This window comes from Qipengyuania flava (assembly GCF_019448255.1).
In the GTDB taxonomy this organism is placed as follows: Bacteria; Pseudomonadota; Alphaproteobacteria; order Sphingomonadales; family Sphingomonadaceae; genus Qipengyuania; species Qipengyuania flava_A.
The window spans coordinates 347251-365600 of record NZ_CP080410.1; the positions used below are offsets into that span (position 1 = coordinate 347251).

The following is an 18350-nucleotide window of genomic DNA, read 5'->3' on the forward strand; positions in this document are numbered from 1 at the left end:
GGGCCATGGTATCGCCTTTCGCCCTTCCTGCCTCGCGCCTGCCTCGCTGGCTGCTCGCCGGTGTGGCCGTGATGGCGGTAGGCGCGATTCCGGTCGCGGCCCTCCTCGCACAAGGCTCTGGCCCCGCCAGCTTCACCGTTGCCGAGACCGGCCGGGGTTACGCATCGTTGCAGGCGGCTGTCGATGCGATCGGCAACCGCGAAGGCACGGTCCTGATCGCTCCCGGCAACTGGAACGAATGCGCCGTCCAGCGCGAAGGTGTCGTCCACTTCCGTGCGGTCGAGGCCGGCACGGCACTGCTTGGGGGCAAGGCCTGCGAAGGCAAGGCCGCGCTCGTCCTGCGTGGCCGCGGCGCCAGCGTCGAAGGGATCGTTTTCGCCGATCTTGCGGTCGATGATGGCAATGGCGCGGGCATTCGGCTCGAAGAAGGCCCCTTGCGCGTCTCGCAAAGCTGGTTCCGCGACAGCCAGCAAGGCATCATGACCACCAACGGCGAGAACAGCGAACTTCTCGTCGACAAATCGACCTTCACCCGGCTCGGCACCTGCGAAAACTCGGCAGGCTGTGCGCATTCGATCTACGCAGGCGACTATGGCCGCGTCACGGTCACCCGCAGCCGTTTCGAACAGGGCAAGGGCGGGCACTATCTCAAGTCGCGCGCAGCGCATATCGTGGTTGAGGATTGCAGCTTCGACGACGCCAACGGGCGCGGCACGAACTATCTCATCGACCTGCCCAACGGCGGCACCGGGATCATCCGCGGCAACTGGTTCGTCCAGGGCCGGGACAAGGAAAACTGGTCGACCATGATCGCCATTGGCGCGGAAGGCGCGCGCTACACTTCCGACGGTCTCGTCATCGCGGAGAACGACGCGCGCATGGTGCCAGGATTGTCGCGCAGCCCGGCCTTTGTCGCCGACTGGACCGGCGATGCGCTGGTCTTCGGCGAGAACGCGCTGGGCGAAGGCGTCAGGCGTTTCGAGCGCCGCTGAAGGCAGGCGCATAGCTCACTTCGCCGCTCGGCGAGACCCCCTCCAGAACGAGCCGCTGGAAATACTCCGCCGGCGGTCCCGGATAGCGCAGCTGCGGATCGTGCTCGAAACCGAAGCGCGCGTAGTAGTTCGGATCGCCCAGCAGCACGACGCCTTTCGCGCCCAGCGCCCGCATATCGGCCAGCCCGCGCTTCATCAGCGCCGTCCCGATCCGCTCGCCCTGCCGTTCAGGACGCACGCTGATCGGGCCAAGGCCATACCAGCCCTTGGTCCCGTCGCTGATGGTAACAGGTGAGAAGGCGATATGGCCCACGAGGCCGGAGGTGTCTTCGGCCACCAAAGACAACGTCAGATCGCCATCTGCGCGCAGGCGATCCACCAGCTCGGGCTCGTCCCCGTCGCTGAAGGGCATGTCGCGGAATGCCGCTTCGGTTAGCGCGAAGATAGGCGCTGTATCCTCTTCCCGCTCGGGTCGGAGGGCTACTGCGCTCACAAAATATGGCCCGAGCGGTCGCGCTTGGTGGCGAGGTAGCGGGCGTTGTGCGGGTTGTCGGGCAGCGCGTGCGGGACGCGCTCCGTCACGGTGACCCCGGTTTCTTCGAGCGCGGCGACCTTGGCCGGATTGTTGGTCATCAGCCGGATGGCGGGCACTCCCAGCAGTTCGAGCATCCGCGCAGCGGTCGGGAAATCGCGCGCTTCATCGGGCAAGCCGAGCCGCGTGTTGGCGTCGACCGTATCGAAGCCCTGGTCCTGCAAGCGGTAAGCGCGCAGCTTGTTGACGAGGCCAATCCCGCGACCTTCCTGGCGCATGTAGAGCAGCACGCCCCAGCCGCCCCTGTCGGCTTCTTCCGCCATGGCGTGGAGGGCGGCGTCCAATTGCGGTCCGCAATCGCATTTGAGGCTGCCAAGGATGTCGCCGGTGAGGCATTCGGAGTGCAGGCGCACCAGCGGCGCGCGGTCCGATCGCTGCTCGCCGATCACCAGCGCGACATGCTCGCGCGTGTCGTCGGGGCTGCGGAAGGCCACGATGCGCGCGCCCTCGGCAGCGGCCACCGGCAGTTTGGCACGGGTCGCGATCTGGAGGCGCGAGGCGTCGGCATAGGCGGCGACATCGTCCGCCGTCAGCGTCACCGCCTCGCCCGCGCCCTGCGGGTCGACGAGGAAGGCGGGCAGCACCCCGGCCATGCGTGCGAGTTCGAGTGCGGCCTTGGCCTGTGCCTCCCATTCAAGCGCGAGCGCCTTGAACGGGCCCTTGAGCGGGTTGGCCATGTCGAGAGCGGGGTCGGCCACGGCCAGCGCGGCGGAGAGGTCGAACAGTTCCGCGCTGCGCATCAGCACCGGCTGGCGCGGGGCAGCGGCCTCGATCTGGTTGATGAGCTTCAGCGTCGCGGCGCGAGTGGCCGAGATCAGCATCGCCTCGCCCGTCAATTCGCCAAAGGCAGTCTCAACCGGCTGCAACAGCGGCGCGCCTTCGATAGAGAGCGGCCAGCCGTGGCGCAGCGCGTCCACCGCCTGCGCCGCGCGGCGAGAGGCGCTCGGGCTGCTCAGAGCGTGAACTCCGTAACCAGCGGCACGTGGTCGGACGGCTTTTCCCAGTCGCGCGCGTATTCGTGGACCGAATGGCCGGTGGCCTGCTTGGCGAGTTCCGGGCTCGCCCACATGTGGTCGAGGCGGCGTCCGCGGTCGTTCGCCTTCCAGTCCTTCGCGCGGTAGCTCCACCAGCTGTAATAGCGCTCCGGCGCCTTGATGTGTTCGCGCCCGATATCGCCCCAGCCATGCGCGTCCATGAAGCGCTGCAGGCTCTCGACCTCGATCGGCGTGTGGCTGACGACCTTCAGCAGCTGCTTGTGGTTCCAAACGTCGCTTTCGAGCGGGGCGATGTTGAAATCGCCCACGATCAGCGTCGGGCGGTCGACCGCATCGGCCCAGCGAGTCATCCGCTCGAGGAAGTCGAGCTTCTGGCCGAATTTCGGGTTCTTCTCGCGGTCAGGCTCGTCACCGCCGGCCGGGACATAGACGTTCTCGACGATCATGCCCTGATGATCGGTCAGCTCCACTCCGACATGGCGCGCCTCGCCATTGTCCTGCCAGTCGTGGCGCGAGAATTCCTTGAGCGGCGTTTTCGCGACCGTGGCGACCCCGTGATAGCCCTTCTGGCCGTGCACCGCGAAATGCTCATAGCCGAGCTCGCGAAAGGCTTCGTAGGGGAACTGGTGCTCCTGGCACTTGATCTCCTGCAGGCACAGGACGTCGGGCGCGCTCTCCTTAAGGAAACGCTCGACAATCGGCATGCGCAGGCGGACGGAATTGATGTTCCAGGTAGCGATAGAGACCATGCCGAGCGAGGTAGGGGAGGCGAACCTGCGCCGCAAGCGTCATGCTTTCGTCTTTCGCAGGCCTGATATAGGGGCGCGCGACATTCACTTGGAGATACTGCATGACCTTCCGCTCCCTCTGCCTTGCCACCAGCGCTGCCGCTATGGCCCTTGGCGGGTGTTCGACCACCGCTGCGCAGGAAGCGCCGCAGGCGGCCGCTCCGGCTCCAGAGAAAAAGCGCGCGAAGAACGTCATTCTCTTCATCGGCGACGGCATGGGTATCTCCACCGTCACCGCCGCGCGGATCTATGCGGGCCAGAAGCTGGGGCAGACGGGTGAGGAGTATGTCCTGCCGTTCGAGAGGTTCGACAATGTGGCCCTCGTGAAAACCTACAACACCAACGCGCAGGTCCCCGACAGCGCAGGCACGGCCAGCGCGATGCACACCGGTGTGAAGACGCAGATCGGCGTGCTTGGCTATGGGCCCGGCATCACCCTGGCGGATTGCGCGTCGGGCGCGGGCGAGGAACTGGACCTGCTCGGTGACGAAGTGAAGGAGCGCGGCCTTGCCCTTGGCATCGTCAGCACCGCGCGCATGACCCACGCGACCCCAGCATCGGTCTATGCGCGCAGCGTCAGCCGGGACTGGGAATCGAACGCCGGTATCCCCGAAGACCAGCGCGGCCTTGGCTGCGCGGACATTGCCTCGCAACTGGTCGCGGCCCCCTTCGATGTGGCGCTGGGCGGCGGCAAGACCGCCTTTTTCGGGAGCGACGCGGACGGGTGGCGCCTGGAGGCTGACGCGAACCTGCCGGCCGACTGGGTCGCAAGGACGGGCGGGACCTATGTCGACAGCGCGAGCGCGCTGGCTGCGGCTCCGATGGACAAGCCGGTCCTCGGCCTCTTCTCGAACAGCCACATGACGTACATGGTCGACCGCGCCGCGGACAGCAGCGAACCCACGCTGACCGACATGACCGCAAGCGCCATCGGCCGCCTCAGCACGGATCCCGATGGCTACTACCTGATGGTCGAAAGCGGGCGCATCGATCACGGCCATCACTGGGGCAAGGCGGGCTATGCGCTGGAGGAAGCGGTCGAGTTCGCCCGCGCGATCCAGTGGGCGATCGACAACACCGACCCCGAAGAAACGCTCATCCTGGTGACCGCCGATCACAGCCACGTCTTCACCATCGCGGGCTACCCCAAGCGCGGCAATCCGATCCTGGGCTATGTTTCCAACCCGCTCGACGATGGCCCCTCGCTCGCCGCCGACGGCAAGCCCTACACGACGCTTGGCTACGCCAACGGCATGGGCGCTTTCGAAGGCGAACGGCCCATGCCGGAAACCGGGGTGAAGGCGAGCCAGCAGGCGGCGATCCCCCTCGATTCCGAAACCCACGCCGGAGAAGACGTTGCGCTCTACGCTAACGGACCGGGCGCCGAAAACGTGCGCGGGGTGATGGAGCAGAACCGGATCTACAATGTGATCCGCAAGGCGTTTGGCTGGGAAGAGTAGGGAAAGGGTCGAAGGGTTCTAATCTTCAGAGTCCTTGTTGCGTGCGTGAAGCGCATCCGCGCTTCACTTCGACTGTTCCGTCCCGCTCCCCCTCCCGACCACCCATGGCATTATTCTGATCGGGTGGTCGGGAGGGGGAGCGGGACGGAGCAGCAAGCCTTCGACGGATGTCGAAGGCGCACCCGACAAAAACACAAAAAACCCTCGCGCCGGGGGCATTGGCACGAGGGTTTCCTGTGAGCGTTCGTCACGCTTGGAACGAGAAGAACCAGGTCAAGGCGGTCAACAGGGGGGAAACCGTCTTGTGTCGTCTCGTGAAGTGAAGATTATTCGGCTTGCGCTTGCTCTTCAATGAACGTCGTGAGGCGGGATATCGCATAGATACCACCGCTCGCCGCCGAAGCGTTTATCCCGGGCGACGGGACGAGCGGCGCGGGTCGCGGAAGCTGAACGCGCTGTCCGCAACGGCCACGCCGTAGCGCTGGTTTGCAAGGCGCACCGTGGTCCGGTGATTCTGCGAATCGAGCGAAACCCAATGCGTCAGGCGCAGGCCGCCGGGTGCCGAGCCGTCGCGCGCGAAGATCAGCGTGATGACGCCGAACTCGGGCCGTTTGGGATCGCGCACTTCGATGCTGACCACATCCGGATGGCTGGTCGGCACGACGCGGCCGTATTGCTTCACGTCGCGCGAGGGATCGAGCAGGGCGCCGAGCGGCGAATTCTTGATCGGCCAGCGCTGGACCTGGTTTACCTCGTAGTCGACCATGTAGAGCGAGCGGCCGTTCGAGACGACCAGCATCGGTACGCCCTTTTCGTACTGGAACCGGATCTTGCCCGGGCGCTTCAGCGTCATCACGCCCCGCACGGTCTGGCCCGTGCGGTCGGTCTGCACGAAATCGGCGCGCATGGTGGAAATGCCGCGCAGCGCGGTCACCGCGCGGTCGAGATCGCCGGCGGCGGCCTCAACCGGGGCGGGCGCGAGGATCGCGGACGCAGGAAGCGCCGCAGCCAGCGAAAGGGCCAGCGCGGCGCGGATCGAGGTTTTCGATGTCGAAGACAAGTTGGTCATGCTCCTTCGTATCACGTCGGAGCGTTGAACCCTCACTGAACCCGGGAAGTTCCCACTGTTCAGACAGGGCGGGCCTTACTTGATCTTGGCTTCCTTGAACTCGACGTGCTTGCGCGCGACGGGATCGTACTTGCGGAAGGAGAACTTTTCCGTGTGGTTACGGGGGTTCTTCTTGGTCACGTAGTAGAAGCCCGTTCCTTCGGTCGAGACGAGCTTGATCTTGACGGTTGCGGGCTTCGCCATGGCGTGTTCCTAAGATCTTTCGAAAAGGGCCGCCCAAGCCAATGGACGGGCCGAAATAATAAGGGCGGCGCGAGCTGCACCGCCGTCCGGCGCGCCCTTTGGGTGATTCACGGGGAAAAGTCAAGCCATCCGGAGCTTGCAGGCGGCACGCTGCTTTCCTATCGCGCAAGCCATGCCTCAGTCTCGCTTTCCGCCAACCGGTCCTGTCGCGCGGGACGCCTATGACCGCCTCGCGCAGGGCTATTCTGACCGGTCCGAAACAAAGGCCGAGAACGGCTATAACGAGCATCCGGCAATCCGCGCCGCGATCGGCTCGTTCAAGGGGCTGGACGTGTTCGAGGCAGGATGCGGCCCCGGCTTCCTCATGCGCGATGCGCTGCTGGGCGGAGCGCGCCGGGTGGTTGGCGTCGACGTTAGTCCGGCGATGGTAGCAATTGCGCGCCAGCGTCTCGAAACATGGACCGATGGCTGGCAGGTCGTCGAACACGATTTGGACGAACCGCTCGACGACTGGGGCGATGCCAGTTTCGACCTTGTCGCATCGTCGCTCGCCCTCGATTACGTGCGCGACTGGTCGGTGCCACTGGCCGGGTTTCTTCGTCTCCTGCGGCCGGGCGGACGTCTGGTTGTTTCAGTACAGCACCCACTTGGAGCCTATCTCTGGTTCAAGCCCGAGAGCGCTTTCGGTATCCAGGAATGCGTGGCCGAATGGCGCGGATTCACCAGTGAGCCCGTTGCGGTCCCGGATCACTATCGCTCGGTCGAGGAAATCATCAATCCGCTGCTCGCGGCCGGCTTCGTGCTCGAGCGCCTGACCGAGACGCGGCCCGCTCCGGAGCTGGAAGCGATCGATCCGGAGAAATTCCGGCGCAACTCGACGATCCCGACATTCCTGGTGATCGAGGCAAGGCGCCCCTAGAAGCGCACCTTGCCGCGGTTGGCCTTGACCTCGCCGCGCACTTTCTTGGCCTTGAGGCGCTTTACCTTGCCGACGCGGTTGACGCGGCTCTTCTTGCGTTTTCTGGGCGGTGTCAGCGCTTCGTTGAGGAGGGCCACCAACCGCTCGCGCGCGGCCTCGCGGTTCTGTTCCTGCGTGCGGTATTCGTTCGCGGTCAGCACGATCTCGCCGCCCTTGGTGAGCTTGCTGCCCGCGACCTCCTTCAGCCGCTCGAAGGCATCGGGCGGCATGCCAAGCTGGAACACATCGACGCGCAGCTGAACGGCGGTGGCGACCTTGTTGACGTTCTGGCCGCCGGGGCCGGAGGAGGCGATGAACTTCTCCTCCGCGATTTCGAGAGCCTTGTCGGCTATGCGTCCCATTCAGTCCTGGCCATCGGAGAAGCCGAGGGAGGCGAAGTCCTGCGGCAGGGGAGCACTGGCGGCAATCGGCGGCTTGCCCTCGCGCGGGATGGTGATGGCCGCGGCGTGGAGCATGGTGCGCGGCGCGCCTTTCCCGTTGCCGTAGACCGGGTCGCCCAAGAGCGACATGCCGAGCCCGGCCTCGCAATGGACGCGGATTTGGTGCGTGCGGCCGGTCTCGGGGCGGAACTCGAGCAGCGCTTTGCCGTCCACTTCTGAAAGCACGCGCCAATGGGTAATCGAGGGCTTGCCCTTCTTCGCGGCGATCATCCGCCAGCCCTTCTCGGCGCTGCTGATCTTGGACAGCGAAAGCTCGATCGTCCCCTCAGCTTCGCTCGGCACGCCGGACAGCACGCCAAGGTAGCGTTTCTCGACGAGGCGCTCTTCGAAGGCCTTGGCAAAGCGCTTCAGCGCCTTGGGATTGCGGGCAAGCAGCAGGCAGCCGCTGGTATCGGTATCGATCCGGTGGACCGGCACGGGCGGACGCTGGAAGCCGAGTTTCAGCTCCTCGAAATGGTCGTCAAGGGACGGGCCGCCGCGGCGCGGGCGCTCGATCGGCAGGCCAGCAGGCTTGTCGATCACCAGCGCTTCGCCGTCTTCGAACAGGATCGGGATCTGCGTCATGTCTTGAGCCTTGCGTCCATCATCAAACGCAGCCCATTGCCGAGGAAGAAGCCGTTTTCCAAGTCCTCGATGCGCAAGTTCGCCTCGCGCGCCTTGCCTTCATCGAGCAGTGTCTGGCGGAAGACACCGGGCAGGAGGCCAAGCTTTGCCGGCGGGGTCAGCAGGACGCCGTCCTCCCCGCGTACGAAAATGCTGGTGACGCAGCCTTCGGTCAGCAGCCCGTCCTCGCGTACGAACAGCGCCTCCTGTGCGCCCTGCTCTCGCGCGACGCGCTGGCCCGCTTCGTAAAAACCGCGGTCGGTCGTCTTGTGCCTGAGGCGCCAGTCGCCCGGATCGACCGGCAAGGGCAGGACGATGCATTCGGCAGGCTCGGGCCAGGCTTCGGGCATTGCGTGCGCTTCGAGCGCAATGGCGCCCGAGCGCGCGGCGAGCAGGCGGACGCGGCTTGGCTTCTCGAGCACGAAGCACAGCGCATGGAGCTGGTTGCGCGCCTCGTGCCGGTCGAAGGAGAAGCCGAGCTCGGCGGCGCTGGTTTTCATGCGCAGGAGATGGGCCTCGAGGAAGGCGATGCCCTCGTCGGGGGCGAAACGCATGGTTTCGATCAGGTCGAACTGCGCGGCACGATTCTCGGGCGAGGACGCGCGCGCAAAGGCGCCCTTCAGCACCGCTTCGCGCCATTCGCTGCGCGCTTCGCTATCGGCCACGATCGCCCCGCCAACGCCGAGCACGGCCTTGCCGCGCGCGTTCTCGATCTCTGTCAGGCGCAGCGTGCGGATGGCGACGTTGAAGGCTGCGTCCCCATCGGCGCCGATCCGGCCGAGGGCCCCGCAATAGGGGCCGCGCGGATCGCGTTCGACCTGGTCTATCAGCTCCATCGCGCGAATCTTCGGGGCGCCGGTGATCGAGCCGCAGGGAAACAGCGCGCGGACCAGGTCGACCGCGCCAGCGCCGTCCTGGAGCCGTGCGCGAACCGCGCTCACCATGGTGTGGACGGTGGGATAGGTTTCGATCGCGAAGGGCTCGTCCACCCGCACGCTGCCCGCCTCGGCCACCCGGCTGAGGTCGTTGCGCATGAGGTCGACGATCATCAGGTTCTCGGCCTTGTCCTTGACCGAGGCGGCGAGTTCTTCGGCCAGCGCGCGGTCGGAGGCTTCGTCGGCTCCGCGCGGCCGCGTGCCCTTCATCGGCTTGGCCTTCGCCTCGCTCCCCTTGAGCGATACGAACAATTCGGGGCTCAGGCTCAAAAGCCAGTGCGACCCGTCGTAGATCACCCCGCCATATCCCGCCTTGGCCGCGGGGCGCAGCGCAGCATACAGCCCGAGCGGGTCCCCGGTGAAATTGCCCGCCAGCGGGAAGGTCAGGTTTGCTTGGTAAATGTCGCCGGCGCGGATGGCGTCCTGCAGCGCCTCGAAAGCCTGCTCATAGCCGCCCTGCGAAATCTGCGGGTCGAGCGGGCCAACGCTGCCGGGCCCCTCAGCCCGCCCGGCAAGCCAACCGGGCATGTCGGCCGCGGCAATCCGTTCGGGCGCGTCGAACAGGCCGAACCACACCAGCGGACCGGACCCACCGGCACGGGCATCGGCGAGTGGCTTGAGCTTCTCTTCGAGCGCGAGGCCGGCTTCGTAGGCGATGTAGCCGGCGATCTCGCCGCCAGCGGCGCGGGCCGCTTCGGCCGCTGCGAGCGCCTCTTCGACTTGGTCGGGCTGGTGCGCGACGAACACCTCGCGCGGGTTTTCGAACAGCAACGCATCGGCTGCGCCGCTTTCGCGCGCATCGTCGAGCAGGACAAAGGGATGCCTCTCCGCCATCGGTGCCAGCCTTTACCGCTTGGCGCGGCGCTGTCGAGGGATTGCTTGACCGCGCCCACAAGCCTGCGCCACACCGCCGTGCAAACAACGAGCACTCAGGAGCGGGCGCGGATGAGCGAGATTTTCCTTGGATTGGGCGGCAATGGCGAAAACCAGCACCTCAGGCTGGACCAGGCCAACAGGCACGGGCTGATCGCGGGCGCGACCGGCACCGGCAAGACCGTGACGCTCCAGGGGCTTGCCGAAAGCTTCTCCGCTGCCGGGGTCCCGGTCTTCGTTGCCGATGTGAAGGGCGACCTCGCCGGCATTTCCATGGCCGGATCGCCCCAGTTCAAGCACGCCGACAAGCTGGAAGGCCGCGCCAAGGAACTGGGCATGGAGGACTATGCCTATGCCGACAACGCGGCAGTCTTCTGGGACCTCTACGGCGAACAGGGTTTCCCGATCCGAACAACGATCTCGGAAATGGGCCCGCTGCTGCTCGCGCGGCTGCTCGATCTGAATGAAACGCAGGAGGGCGTGCTCAATATCGTTTTCCGCTACGCCGACGAGAACAACCTCCTGCTGCTCGACCTCGGCGACCTGCAGGCGATGCTGACCTTCGCCTACGAGAACGCGAAGGACCTATCGGGCAAGTACGGCAATGTGTCGAAGCAGAGCGTCGGCGCGATCCAGCGCCAGCTCCTGAGCTTCGAAAGCCAGGGCGCGGACATGTTCTTCGGCGAACCGGCGCTCGAGATCGACGATTTCCTCTCCGTCGACGAACAGGGCCGCGGCGTGATCAACGTGCTCGCCGCCGACAAGCTGATGCGCGGGCCCAAGCTCTATGCGACCTTCCTGCTCTGGCTGCTTGCCGAACTGTTCGAAAGCCTGCCCGAGGTCGGCGACCCCGAAAAGCCGAAGCTCGTCTTCTTCTTCGACGAGGCGCACCTCCTGTTCGACGACGCGCCGGAAGCGCTGGAGGACAAGGTGGAGCAGGTGGTTCGCCTGATCCGCTCGAAGGGAGTGGGGGTCTATTTCGTCACCCAGAATCCGATCGACATCCCGGAAAAGATCGCCGGCCAGCTGGGCAACCGGGTCCAGCACGCGCTGCGCGCCTTCACTCCGCGCGACAAGCGGGCGATCAAGGCGGCGGCGGAAACCTTCCGCATCAATCCCGAACTCGATGTTGAACAGGCGATCACCGAGCTCAAGGTGGGCGAAGCGCTGGTCTCCACCCTCGACGAGGACGGCGCGCCGTCCGTAGTGCAGCGCACGCTCATCAAGCCGCCGCATTCGCGCCTCGGCCCGGTGACCAAGAAGGAGCGTGCGATCGTCAATTCGGTCAGCGATCTGGACGGCAAGTACGACGAGGCCGTCGACCGCGAAAGCGCGGAAGAAGTGCTGGCGCAGAAGGCCGCCGATGCAGCGGAAACCGCAAAAGAAGTCGAGGAGAAGGGCCGCGAGGAAGTCGGCAAGCGCGAGCGCAAGTCGACCTCGATGTGGACCAAGGCCGGCAGGGCCGCGGCAACCGCTGCGGCGGGGTCGCTGACCTCGATCGCAGTGGCTAAGGTGCTGGGCAAGAAATCGAGCGCCGATCCGGTGCGCACCGGGCTCAACGCCTTCGTGCGCAATATCGTCGGCGGGCTGATGCGCTAGTGCTGGATTCGCAGGCGGTGGTCGGTGAAGGTCAGCCGCACTGGCAGGTCGAAATTGGCAAAGGCGTCGCCGCCGATCTCTGACAGCAGCGCGTCGCACGCGGCCTGCCCCTCGGCGTCGAGGCTGCGGTAATAGTCGAGCGCGCGCTGGAGCATCCACAGGCTGAAGGGGAAGGCGAGGCGCTGGCCTTCGGTCCCTTGCATGGTGAAACCCGCCATGCCGAGCGCTCGGGGCGGTTCGTCGCCTTCGTTGGCGCTGGCCCATTCACCGAGCATGGCAGCGACCTGCTGCAGGTGCGGGACCTGCTCGGCCATCTGGCGCGCGAGGATAGGCCGCAAGGTATCGGGCAACGTGTCGTCATCGAGGAAGTGCCCGCTTCCCGGCGTTCCGACTTCGACCATCCGCCGCACCCAGGCGGCGACCCGCGGGGCGAGGCGCTCCATGATCTCGCCCGAGGCCGGGTCGCGGTAGAGGTGAGCGTAGAGCGGGCCGATGAACCCGAGGTCGCCGATCGAGGGGCGCGAACCCAGCAGGAAATCGTGCTGTTCGAAATGCGCCGACAGGTCTGCCAGCAGCGCTTCGTAAGCGGACTCGATGGCGGGGATGGTCTCGGGCGTCACACCGAGCATCGGAAGCGAGCCGCGAAACGGCCCGGCGCGTTCCTTGCCGAGTGCGTACTGCTCTTCTGGCGTGCCGTCGGGAAGGGCGACCGTGCCGAATTCGGAGTAGGCCCACTCCTCGTTGTAGTTCCAGCGATAGTGCATCGCCGGGATAACCAGCCACTCGTCGCCAAAGGCTTCGAGCAGCAGCGCGGCGAGGCGCTGGCGCGGGCCCTGCGGATAGACCGAAGGCTCGGGCGCAAGCGCCTCGTAGTGATCGATGATGCAGGTGGTGTCCTGGATGATCCGGCCGTCCGCTGTCTGCATGACCGGGATGACGGGGCGCCCGACGGACGGGACGATAACCGTGCGGTAGACATCCGGCGTGGACAGGCGCTCTTCATAATCGATGCCCTTCCAGTCGAGATAGGCGCGCGCCTTTCCGGAATAGAGCGACAGCGGCGCTCCGTAGAGGATGTCGGTCATTGTGGCTCTCTCCCGTAACGGCGGTGTGTTCGCGGCCGCAAACGCCCTGGTTACACGGCGAGCGGTATGCGCAGCTCGGCAAGAAGCCCGCCTTCCGGCCGGTTGGCAAGGGTGAGCGTGCCGCCGTGCTGTTCGGCCACCGCGCGCGCCAGGGTCAGGCCCAGCCCCGCGCCGCCCGTTTCGCGGTTGCGGCTGGCCTCGCCGCGGGTGAAGGGTTCGAGCATATCGGCGATCCGGTCTTCGGGAATGCCGGGGCCCCTGTCGGCGACGCTGAGAATGGCTGTATTGCCCTCGCGGCGCACGCGCACCTCGGCGGTGCCGGCGTAGCGCAGGGCGTTAGTGATGAGATTGCGCAAACCGCGTTTGAGCCAGGTGAGGTGTACGGGCGCAGCCACCCGGCCATCGGTCTCCAGCGTCACCGGCTGGTCCATATCCTCGAACTCCTCGACCACCGAGGCTGCGAGCGCGCCGAGTTCGGTGATCTCGGGCGGGGCGTCGGTGCGGCCGATGCGGGCGAGCGAGAGGATCTCATCCAGCGTGCGGGTGATGTCTTCGATCGTGGCGGCCATCTTGCCGCGCGCGGTGTCGTCTTGGACGCTTTCGATCCGCACCCGCAGGGCGGCGAGCGGGGTCTTGAGGTCGTGCCCGATGGCGCCCAGCATCACGTCCTTTTCATCGAGCATGCTGCCGATGCGGGCCTGCATCGCGTTGTGGGCCTCGATCAGCTTGCGCACGTCGTCCGGCCCGCTCGGTTCAAGCGGCTCTTCCGGAGCGCCCGCGCCGGCAAAGCGCCGCGTGCGGTCCGCGAGCGCGCCCAGCGGCCGGGTAATCCGGCGCAGCACGAAATAGAGCAGGCCGACAAGGACCAGGAACAGCAGCAGCGTCTGGAGAATGAGCGAGCGCAGGATGCCCTGGTCGATTGCGGGCACGGGTACGCGCACGACCTGCCAGACAGCGCTGCCCTGCTGCTTCAGCGCAACGGTCATGATCTTGTGGTCGCGTTCGCGCACGTTCTCCGCGAAACGGGGATAGGCGCGCATGGCGCGGCGCACTTCGGGATCCTCGCGAAATGGCCTCAGGGTGATCGCGACCTCTTCCACGGCGAGACCGCGCGCCTCCAGCAGCTCGGCGAATCCAGCTTCGCGCTCCCGGTCGCGCGGGGCGCCCCGGTCGAGCGGAAAGCTTTCGGTCTCGCTATAGCGCAGGGCGCGCGGCAAGCGAACGCGTGGGCCAGGCTCGGGGCCGGGAGCAAAGCCGGGGCGCGGACCACGGATGAAGCGTGTCCCCCGCACCTCGCCCTCGCGCGCGCCGCGCAGCAGCTGGAAGGCGGCTGCGTTCATGAAGGCGAGTTCACGCCGCTCGGTCATTGCGCGGTAGAGCATGGTGGCCGAAATCGCCTGCGCGATCAGCAGCGCGGCGGCCAGCGCCAGCATGACCTGGCCAAGCAGGCTGCGAGGCAGCACCCGCATCACTCGGTCGCGGTGCGTTGTGTGCGCGCGACGTCGGTCGCAAAGCGGTAGCCGCCGCCGCGCACGGTCTGGATGAAATGCGGGTTGCGGCTGTCGGCTTCGATCTTGCGGCGCAACCGGCTGACCTGGTTGTCGACCGCGCGGTCGAACAGGTGCGCTTCGCGGCCCTGCACCATGTCGAGCAGGCGGTCGCGGTCGAGCACCTGGCGCGGATGGTCGCAAAAGGCGCGCAGCATGCGGAACTCGGCGGTCGAGAGCGGCACCAGCGCGCCTTCAGGATCGGTCAGGCGGCGCTTGAGCGGATCGAGTTCCCAGCCTTCGAAAGCGTAGATGAGCTCCTCTGCCGGAGCAGCGGCAGGCCGGTCGGCGCGGCGCAGGACAGAGCGGATGCGCGCGACAAGTTCGCGCGGCTCGAACGGCTTGGTTACGTAATCGTCGGCGCCGATTTCGAGGCCGATGATCCGGTCCATGGCTTCGCCCCTGGCGGTGAGCAGGATTGTCGGGAGCTGGCGCGCCTCGACCAGGTGGCGGCACAGCGACAAGCCGTCTTCACCCGGCATCATGATGTCGAGCAGCGCGATATCGGGGGTTTCCTGCGCGAGCAGCGTGCGGGCGGCGGCTGCGCTTTCGGCCTCGCGCACGGCAAACCCCTGGCCGGTGAGATACTCGGCCAGGGGCTCGCGCAAGGAGCGCTCGTCATCGACGAGGAGGATGGTGGTGGGCGCGGGATCGGTCATCAATCGGGTCCTTTCCCGCGCCTACCGGTGCAACGGGCAAGCAAGCAAGCGCTTACTGGCCGCGCCGCTCGGCGCGCTTCTCGCGGCGCTCTTCGCGCATCTGCTCACGGGCAGCCTTGCGCTCGGCTTCGGTGATCGAACCGTCGCCATCGGCGTCGGCCTTGGCGAAGCGGGCTGCGACCGCCGCGTCGAATTCGGCGCGGGTGACGGTCTTGTCGCCATTGGTGTCGGCCACGCGCATCATGTGACGCGCGCCGTGGCCACGCTTGCCGCCGCGCATGCCGCGACGTTCCCCGCCGCGTTCACCGCGCGCTTCGGCCATGGCCTGCATTTCGGCCTGCGAGACGCCGCCCGAATTGTCGGTGTCGAGCTTGGCGAAGCGGTCGCCCATGCGTTCGGCACGGCGTTCGCTGCGGGCTTCGCGGCGCTCGGCACGGCGTTCTTCACGCGCTTCGCGGGCGGCGCGCATCTCGTCCTGCGACAGCTCGCCATCGCCATTGGTGTCGGCCTTGGCGAACATTTCGGCGCGGCGTGCGGCGCGATCGTCGGCGTTCAGCACGCCGTCGCCATTGGCATCCATGCGAGCGAACTGTTCGGCGCTCTGGGCGCGCACTTCGGCGAGAGTGATCAGCCCGTCGCCATTGGCATCGGGATTGTGCTTGCCGTGATGGGCGGCGATGGCGGCGGTACCGGTCAGCGCGATCGCTGCCGCGGAAAGGGTGAGGATGGTCTTCTTCATAGCCTAGTCTCCAAAAGGTGGAGAGCTGCGACGGACCAGGGGTCTGAGGGAGGGGGGAGGATTAGCCCGCCGCAGCTCGTGTCCTGAGTTCTAGGGGTGCAATGTCGCAGCACTATGCCGGCGCAGGGCCGATTTGTAACGCTTTGTCGCAAGGAGGCGCGGACGTTCACCCGCGCGACAGGCTGGACTGCCCCGCCCGGCTGGATCCGCATCGCAGAGCCGCCGGGCAGGGGCAGCAAAGCCTTAGCCGACCTTGTCCATCAGGAAGGCGTTCAGTTTGTTTCCGTCGGGATCGCGGAAATAGGCAGCGTAGAACACCATGCCGTTTTCATCCGGTTCGCCGCGCGGTCCGGGCTTGCCTTCGCAGGTCCCACCATTGGCGAGCGCGATATCATAGAGGCGCTTCACCTGGTCCCGGTCCTTGGCTTCGAGCGCGACCATCGTGCCGTTGCCGACGCTCGCTTCCTTGCCGTCGAACGGCTTGGTCGCTGCGATGCCGGGCGCACCGTTCATGTCACCCCAGGCGATGAAGGTGTCGAAATCCATCATCCGGCCGACGCCCATTTCGGCGGCGATGGGATCATAGAACCGGGCCGCCCGCTCGAGGTCGTTGGTGCCCACTGTAACGTATCCGATCATGCGCCTGTCTCCTTCTCAAAACGACTCGCGATAGCGGAACATTACGGGAACATACGTAATCCTACAAGCGGTTCCTAGAGCGGCTGGCAGGCGCGTTCGAGCCAGGCGAGGTCCTCGCCTTCGAGCTGCGGCGCGAGGATCGCGCGGGTTTTCGCGTGGTAGTCGTTCCACCAGGCGATCTCGCGCTCGGTCAGCAGGTCCTTGTCGACGAGGGTGCGGTCGAGCGGCACGTGGGTGAGCGTTTCGAAGGTGAGGTAGGTGCCCTCGCTCCCCTCGATTTCCGCATCGACCACCAGCACGAGGTTCTCGATCCGGATGCCGAACTCGCCCGGCTTGTAATAGCCAGGCTCGTTGGAAAGGATCATGCCTGCGCGCAGCGGGGTTTCGGTGCCGGGGAAAGCGCCGCCGGGCTTGGAGATGCGCTGCGGTCCTTCGTGGACCGACAGGTAGCTGCCGACCCCGTGGCCCGTGCCGTGGCCGTAATCCACGCCTGCCTGCCACAGGTGCATTCGCGCCAGCGCGTCGAGCGCGCCGCCGGTGGTCTGGTCGGGGAAGCGCGCCAGGTCGAGCTCGATATGGCCCTTCAGCACGCGCGTGTTGCGGTCGATCATTTCCGCGGTCGGTTCGCCCGGGCCAACCCAGACCGTGCGGGTGATGTCGGTGGTGCCATCGAGATACTGACCGCCCGAATCGCACAGGTAGATGCTGGAGGGCGGGATCGGGATGTTGCTGTCTTCATCGACCTTGTAGTGCGGCAGCGCGGCGTGGCCGGCAGCGGCGCTGATGGTGTCGAAGCTGGTGTCCTTCATGTCGGGGCTGAGGCCGCGGAATTCGCGCAGCTTGGCCGCCGCGGTCAGCTCGTCGATTTCGCCCGAGGGCGCGTTTTCCTCGATCCAGCGAAGGTATTTGACGACCGCTGCGCCATCGCGCGCCTGTGCGTCGCGGTGGCCCTGCTGTTCGGCCGGGTTCTTGATCGCCTTGGGCAGCACGGTCGGATCGGCATCGCGCACCACCGTCGCGCCGCCGGCCTGAAGCGAGTGGAAAATGCCAGCGACCGCATGGTTCGGGTCGACCGCCACGGTCTTGCCGGCAAGCGTCTTGAGCGCGGGCATGAAGTCGTCCCGGTCGCGCACGGTTACCGCGTTGCCGAGATGCTGGACCAGTTCGGGCGTGACCTTGTCGGGCGCAATGAACAGCTCGGCCGTGCCATCCGCATGGGCCAGCACATAGGACAGCGCGACCGGCGTGTTGTCGACATCGGTCCCGCGCATATTGAGCAGCCAGGCCACCGAATCGAGCGCGCTGATGACGGTCGCGTCATAGCCTTCGTTCTTCAGCCAGTCGGCCACTTCGGCGCGCTTCTCCGCGCTCGATCGGCCGGCATGCGCCTCGCCATGCGGTACGGCGGCGGCGAGCGAGGCGGCGGGGCGGTCGTTCCAGATCGCATCGATCGGGTTGCCGTCCACCGGTACCAGCTCGATGCCCTTCTTGGCGAAGAGCTTCTCCGCATCTTCGGCCCAGCCGATGCCGTGCAGCCAGGCGTCATAGCCGATCTTAGCGCCGGCGGGGGCGTTGGCGGCGAGCCATTTGGCCGGCGAAGTCGCGGGCACGTCCTCGTAATCGTAGAGGTTGCCATCGACCTGCTCGCGCACCTGCACGGTGTAGCGCCCGTCGGTGAACATGGCGGCCTTGTCCTTCAGCACCGCAGCGCTGCCCGCGCTGCCACCGAAGCCGGTCAGCCAGGCGAGGCGCTGGGCGTAGGAGCCAACGTATTCGCTCATATGCTCGTCGGAAATCGGGATGACGAAGCCGTCGAGACCGCGCTTGCCAAGTTCGGTGCGCAGGGCGTCGAGGCGGGCTTCATGAGTCTGCATCAGCATGCGGATAATCCTCTTTGTCGGGGCCGGACCGGTCTTAGCCGACTCGGCGCTTGCAGGGGCGCTGCCGCCCGCATAGTCATGGCCGCCTATCTAGAGGTCCGCGGCCGCTCTTTCCACCTTTGTGCCGCGTCAGGAGGGATCGCCCGTGACTTTCAACCGACTGGCTGCATGCCTATCTGCCGCATCGCTGGCATTCGCCGCGCCGCTGACCGCCCAATCATCGCAAGGGGACA

Annotated in this window: 18 protein-coding genes; 4 read left to right on the forward strand and 14 right to left on the reverse strand. The window is 66.4% G+C overall.

Annotation, left to right across the window (positions count from 1 at the left end; genetic code table 11):
• Positions 1-5 precede the first annotated feature (5 nt).
• Complete coding sequence (locus KUV82_RS01815; RefSeq protein ID WP_219955208.1) at positions 6-992, forward strand: right-handed parallel beta-helix repeat-containing protein; 987 nt, start codon at positions 6-8, stop codon at positions 990-992.
• Here KUV82_RS01815 and KUV82_RS01820 read toward each other — a convergent pair.
• From KUV82_RS01820 to xth, 3 genes are read right to left on the reverse strand one after another with little or no spacing between them, the layout of a single operon-like run.
• Positions 970-1485, reverse strand: a complete 516-nt coding sequence (locus tag KUV82_RS01820; protein ID WP_219955209.1) for a GNAT family N-acetyltransferase — start codon at positions 1483-1485, stop codon at positions 970-972. The genes KUV82_RS01815 and KUV82_RS01820 overlap by 23 nt on opposite strands.
• Positions 1482-2501 (reverse strand): GTP cyclohydrolase II, encoded by a 1020-nt coding sequence (gene ribA / locus KUV82_RS01825; protein WP_258319800.1) that lies wholly within the window; start codon positions 2499-2501, stop codon positions 1482-1484. Before ribA ends, KUV82_RS01820 begins: the two co-directional genes overlap by 4 nt.
• A gap of 35 nt (positions 2502-2536) precedes the next feature.
• Positions 2537-3328, reverse strand: coding sequence for an exodeoxyribonuclease III (xth, locus tag KUV82_RS01830; RefSeq protein ID WP_219955210.1), 792 nt, complete (start codon positions 3326-3328; stop codon positions 2537-2539).
• A gap of 101 nt (positions 3329-3429) precedes the next feature.
• Here xth and KUV82_RS01835 point away from each other — a divergent pair, with 101 nt between their 5' ends.
• Positions 3430-4827 carry an alkaline phosphatase gene (locus KUV82_RS01835; protein ID WP_219955211.1) on the forward strand — a complete coding sequence of 466 codons (1398 nt, stop codon included), beginning with the start codon at positions 3430-3432 and terminating at the stop codon, positions 4825-4827.
• 406 nt (positions 4828-5233) lie between these two features.
• Here the strand turns inward: KUV82_RS01835 and KUV82_RS01840 are convergent, their stop codons facing one another.
• Together KUV82_RS01840 and rpmG are read right to left on the reverse strand one after the other, a co-directional pair.
• Entirely contained in the window at positions 5234-5896 is a 663-nt protein-coding gene (locus KUV82_RS01840; protein ID WP_219955212.1) for a LolA family protein, read from the reverse strand.
• Between the two features lie 75 nt (positions 5897-5971).
• Positions 5972-6139 (reverse strand): 50S ribosomal protein L33, encoded by a 168-nt coding sequence (rpmG, locus tag KUV82_RS01845; protein WP_219955213.1) that lies wholly within the window; start codon positions 6137-6139, stop codon positions 5972-5974.
• Between the two features lie 172 nt (positions 6140-6311).
• Here rpmG and KUV82_RS01850 point away from each other — a divergent pair, with 172 nt between their 5' ends.
• Entirely contained in the window at positions 6312-7058 is a 747-nt protein-coding gene (locus tag KUV82_RS01850) for a class I SAM-dependent methyltransferase (RefSeq protein WP_219955214.1), read from the forward strand.
• Here the strand turns inward: KUV82_RS01850 and arfB are convergent.
• The 3 genes from arfB to pabB are packed head-to-tail and all read right to left on the reverse strand — an operon-like array spanning position 7055 to position 9930.
• Positions 7055-7459: an alternative ribosome rescue aminoacyl-tRNA hydrolase ArfB gene (gene arfB / locus KUV82_RS01855; RefSeq protein WP_219955215.1), complete on the reverse strand. Its 405-nt coding sequence runs from the start codon at positions 7457-7459 to the stop codon at positions 7055-7057. The genes KUV82_RS01850 and arfB overlap by 4 nt on opposite strands.
• On the reverse strand, positions 7460-8122 hold the full coding sequence (locus tag KUV82_RS01860) for an RluA family pseudouridine synthase (RefSeq protein ID WP_219955216.1): 663 nt from the start codon (positions 8120-8122) through the stop codon (positions 7460-7462).
• A complete protein-coding gene (pabB, locus tag KUV82_RS01865) occupies positions 8119-9930 on the reverse strand; it encodes an aminodeoxychorismate synthase component I (RefSeq protein ID WP_219955217.1) in 1812 nt (603 codons plus the stop codon). The genes KUV82_RS01860 and pabB overlap by 4 nt, the downstream gene beginning before the upstream one ends.
• Before the next feature lie 111 nt (positions 9931-10041).
• Here pabB and KUV82_RS01870 point away from each other — a divergent pair, with 111 nt between their 5' ends.
• Positions 10042-11568, forward strand: a complete 1527-nt coding sequence (locus KUV82_RS01870; protein ID WP_219955218.1) for a helicase HerA-like domain-containing protein — start codon at positions 10042-10044, stop codon at positions 11566-11568.
• Here KUV82_RS01870 and KUV82_RS01875 read toward each other — a convergent pair.
• The 6 genes from KUV82_RS01875 to KUV82_RS01900 form a co-directional block, all read right to left on the reverse strand.
• Positions 11565-12653, reverse strand: a complete 1089-nt coding sequence (locus tag KUV82_RS01875; RefSeq protein ID WP_219955219.1) for a glutathione S-transferase — start codon at positions 12651-12653, stop codon at positions 11565-11567. The two genes, KUV82_RS01870 and KUV82_RS01875, sit on opposite strands and share 4 nt — an antisense overlap.
• A 50-nt stretch (positions 12654-12703) precedes the next feature.
• Entirely contained in the window at positions 12704-14122 is a 1419-nt protein-coding gene (locus KUV82_RS01880; protein WP_219955220.1) for a sensor histidine kinase, read from the reverse strand.
• On the reverse strand, positions 14122-14859 hold the full coding sequence (locus KUV82_RS01885) for a response regulator (RefSeq protein ID WP_219955221.1): 738 nt from the start codon (positions 14857-14859) through the stop codon (positions 14122-14124). The genes KUV82_RS01880 and KUV82_RS01885 overlap by 1 nt, the downstream gene beginning before the upstream one ends.
• Before the next feature lie 52 nt (positions 14860-14911).
• Positions 14912-15598, reverse strand: coding sequence for an EF-hand domain-containing protein (locus KUV82_RS01890; protein WP_219955222.1), 687 nt, complete (start codon positions 15596-15598; stop codon positions 14912-14914).
• 243 nt (positions 15599-15841) lie between these two features.
• The gene (locus KUV82_RS01895) at positions 15842-16237 is read right to left on the reverse strand and encodes a VOC family protein (protein WP_219955223.1); all 396 of its coding nucleotides are present in this window, start codon (positions 16235-16237) and stop codon (positions 15842-15844) included.
• Between the two features lie 74 nt (positions 16238-16311).
• Positions 16312-18117, reverse strand: coding sequence for an aminopeptidase P family protein (locus KUV82_RS01900; RefSeq protein ID WP_219955224.1), 1806 nt, complete (start codon positions 18115-18117; stop codon positions 16312-16314).
• Positions 18118-18350 lie beyond the last annotated feature (233 nt).

What these genes read in the sequence shown, in the direction of transcription:
- pabB (WP_219955217.1), bottom strand. Translation starts at nt 9,930, where the DNA reads ATGGCGGAGAGGCATCCCTTTGTCCTGCTCGACGATGCGCGCGAAAGC.
- KUV82_RS01870 (WP_219955218.1), top strand. Translation starts at nt 10,042, where the DNA reads ATGAGCGAGATTTTCCTTGGATTGGGCGGCAATGGCGAAAACCAGCAC.
- arfB (WP_219955215.1), bottom strand. Translation starts at nt 7,459, where the DNA reads ATGGGACGCATAGCCGACAAGGCTCTCGAAATCGCGGAGGAGAAGTTC.
- KUV82_RS01890 (WP_219955222.1), bottom strand. Translation starts at nt 15,598, where the DNA reads ATGAAGAAGACCATCCTCACCCTTTCCGCGGCAGCGATCGCGCTGACC.
- xth (WP_219955210.1), bottom strand. Translation starts at nt 3,328, where the DNA reads ATGGTCTCTATCGCTACCTGGAACATCAATTCCGTCCGCCTGCGCATG.
- KUV82_RS01860 (WP_219955216.1), bottom strand. Translation starts at nt 8,122, where the DNA reads ATGACGCAGATCCCGATCCTGTTCGAAGACGGCGAAGCGCTGGTGATC.
- KUV82_RS01835 (WP_219955211.1), top strand. Translation starts at nt 3,430, where the DNA reads ATGACCTTCCGCTCCCTCTGCCTTGCCACCAGCGCTGCCGCTATGGCC.
- KUV82_RS01875 (WP_219955219.1), bottom strand. Translation starts at nt 12,653, where the DNA reads ATGACCGACATCCTCTACGGAGCGCCGCTGTCGCTCTATTCCGGAAAG.
- KUV82_RS01850 (WP_219955214.1), top strand. Translation starts at nt 6,312, where the DNA reads ATGCCTCAGTCTCGCTTTCCGCCAACCGGTCCTGTCGCGCGGGACGCC.
- rpmG (WP_219955213.1), bottom strand. Translation starts at nt 6,139, where the DNA reads ATGGCGAAGCCCGCAACCGTCAAGATCAAGCTCGTCTCGACCGAAGGA.
- KUV82_RS01880 (WP_219955220.1), bottom strand. Translation starts at nt 14,122, where the DNA reads ATGCGGGTGCTGCCTCGCAGCCTGCTTGGCCAGGTCATGCTGGCGCTG.
- KUV82_RS01885 (WP_219955221.1), bottom strand. Translation starts at nt 14,859, where the DNA reads ATGACCGATCCCGCGCCCACCACCATCCTCCTCGTCGATGACGAGCGC.
- KUV82_RS01900 (WP_219955224.1), bottom strand. Translation starts at nt 18,117, where the DNA reads ATGCTGATGCAGACTCATGAAGCCCGCCTCGACGCCCTGCGCACCGAA.
- KUV82_RS01840 (WP_219955212.1), bottom strand. Translation starts at nt 5,896, where the DNA reads ATGACCAACTTGTCTTCGACATCGAAAACCTCGATCCGCGCCGCGCTG.
- KUV82_RS01815 (WP_219955208.1), top strand. Translation starts at nt 6, where the DNA reads ATGGTATCGCCTTTCGCCCTTCCTGCCTCGCGCCTGCCTCGCTGGCTG.
- KUV82_RS01895 (WP_219955223.1), bottom strand. Translation starts at nt 16,237, where the DNA reads ATGATCGGATACGTTACAGTGGGCACCAACGACCTCGAGCGGGCGGCC.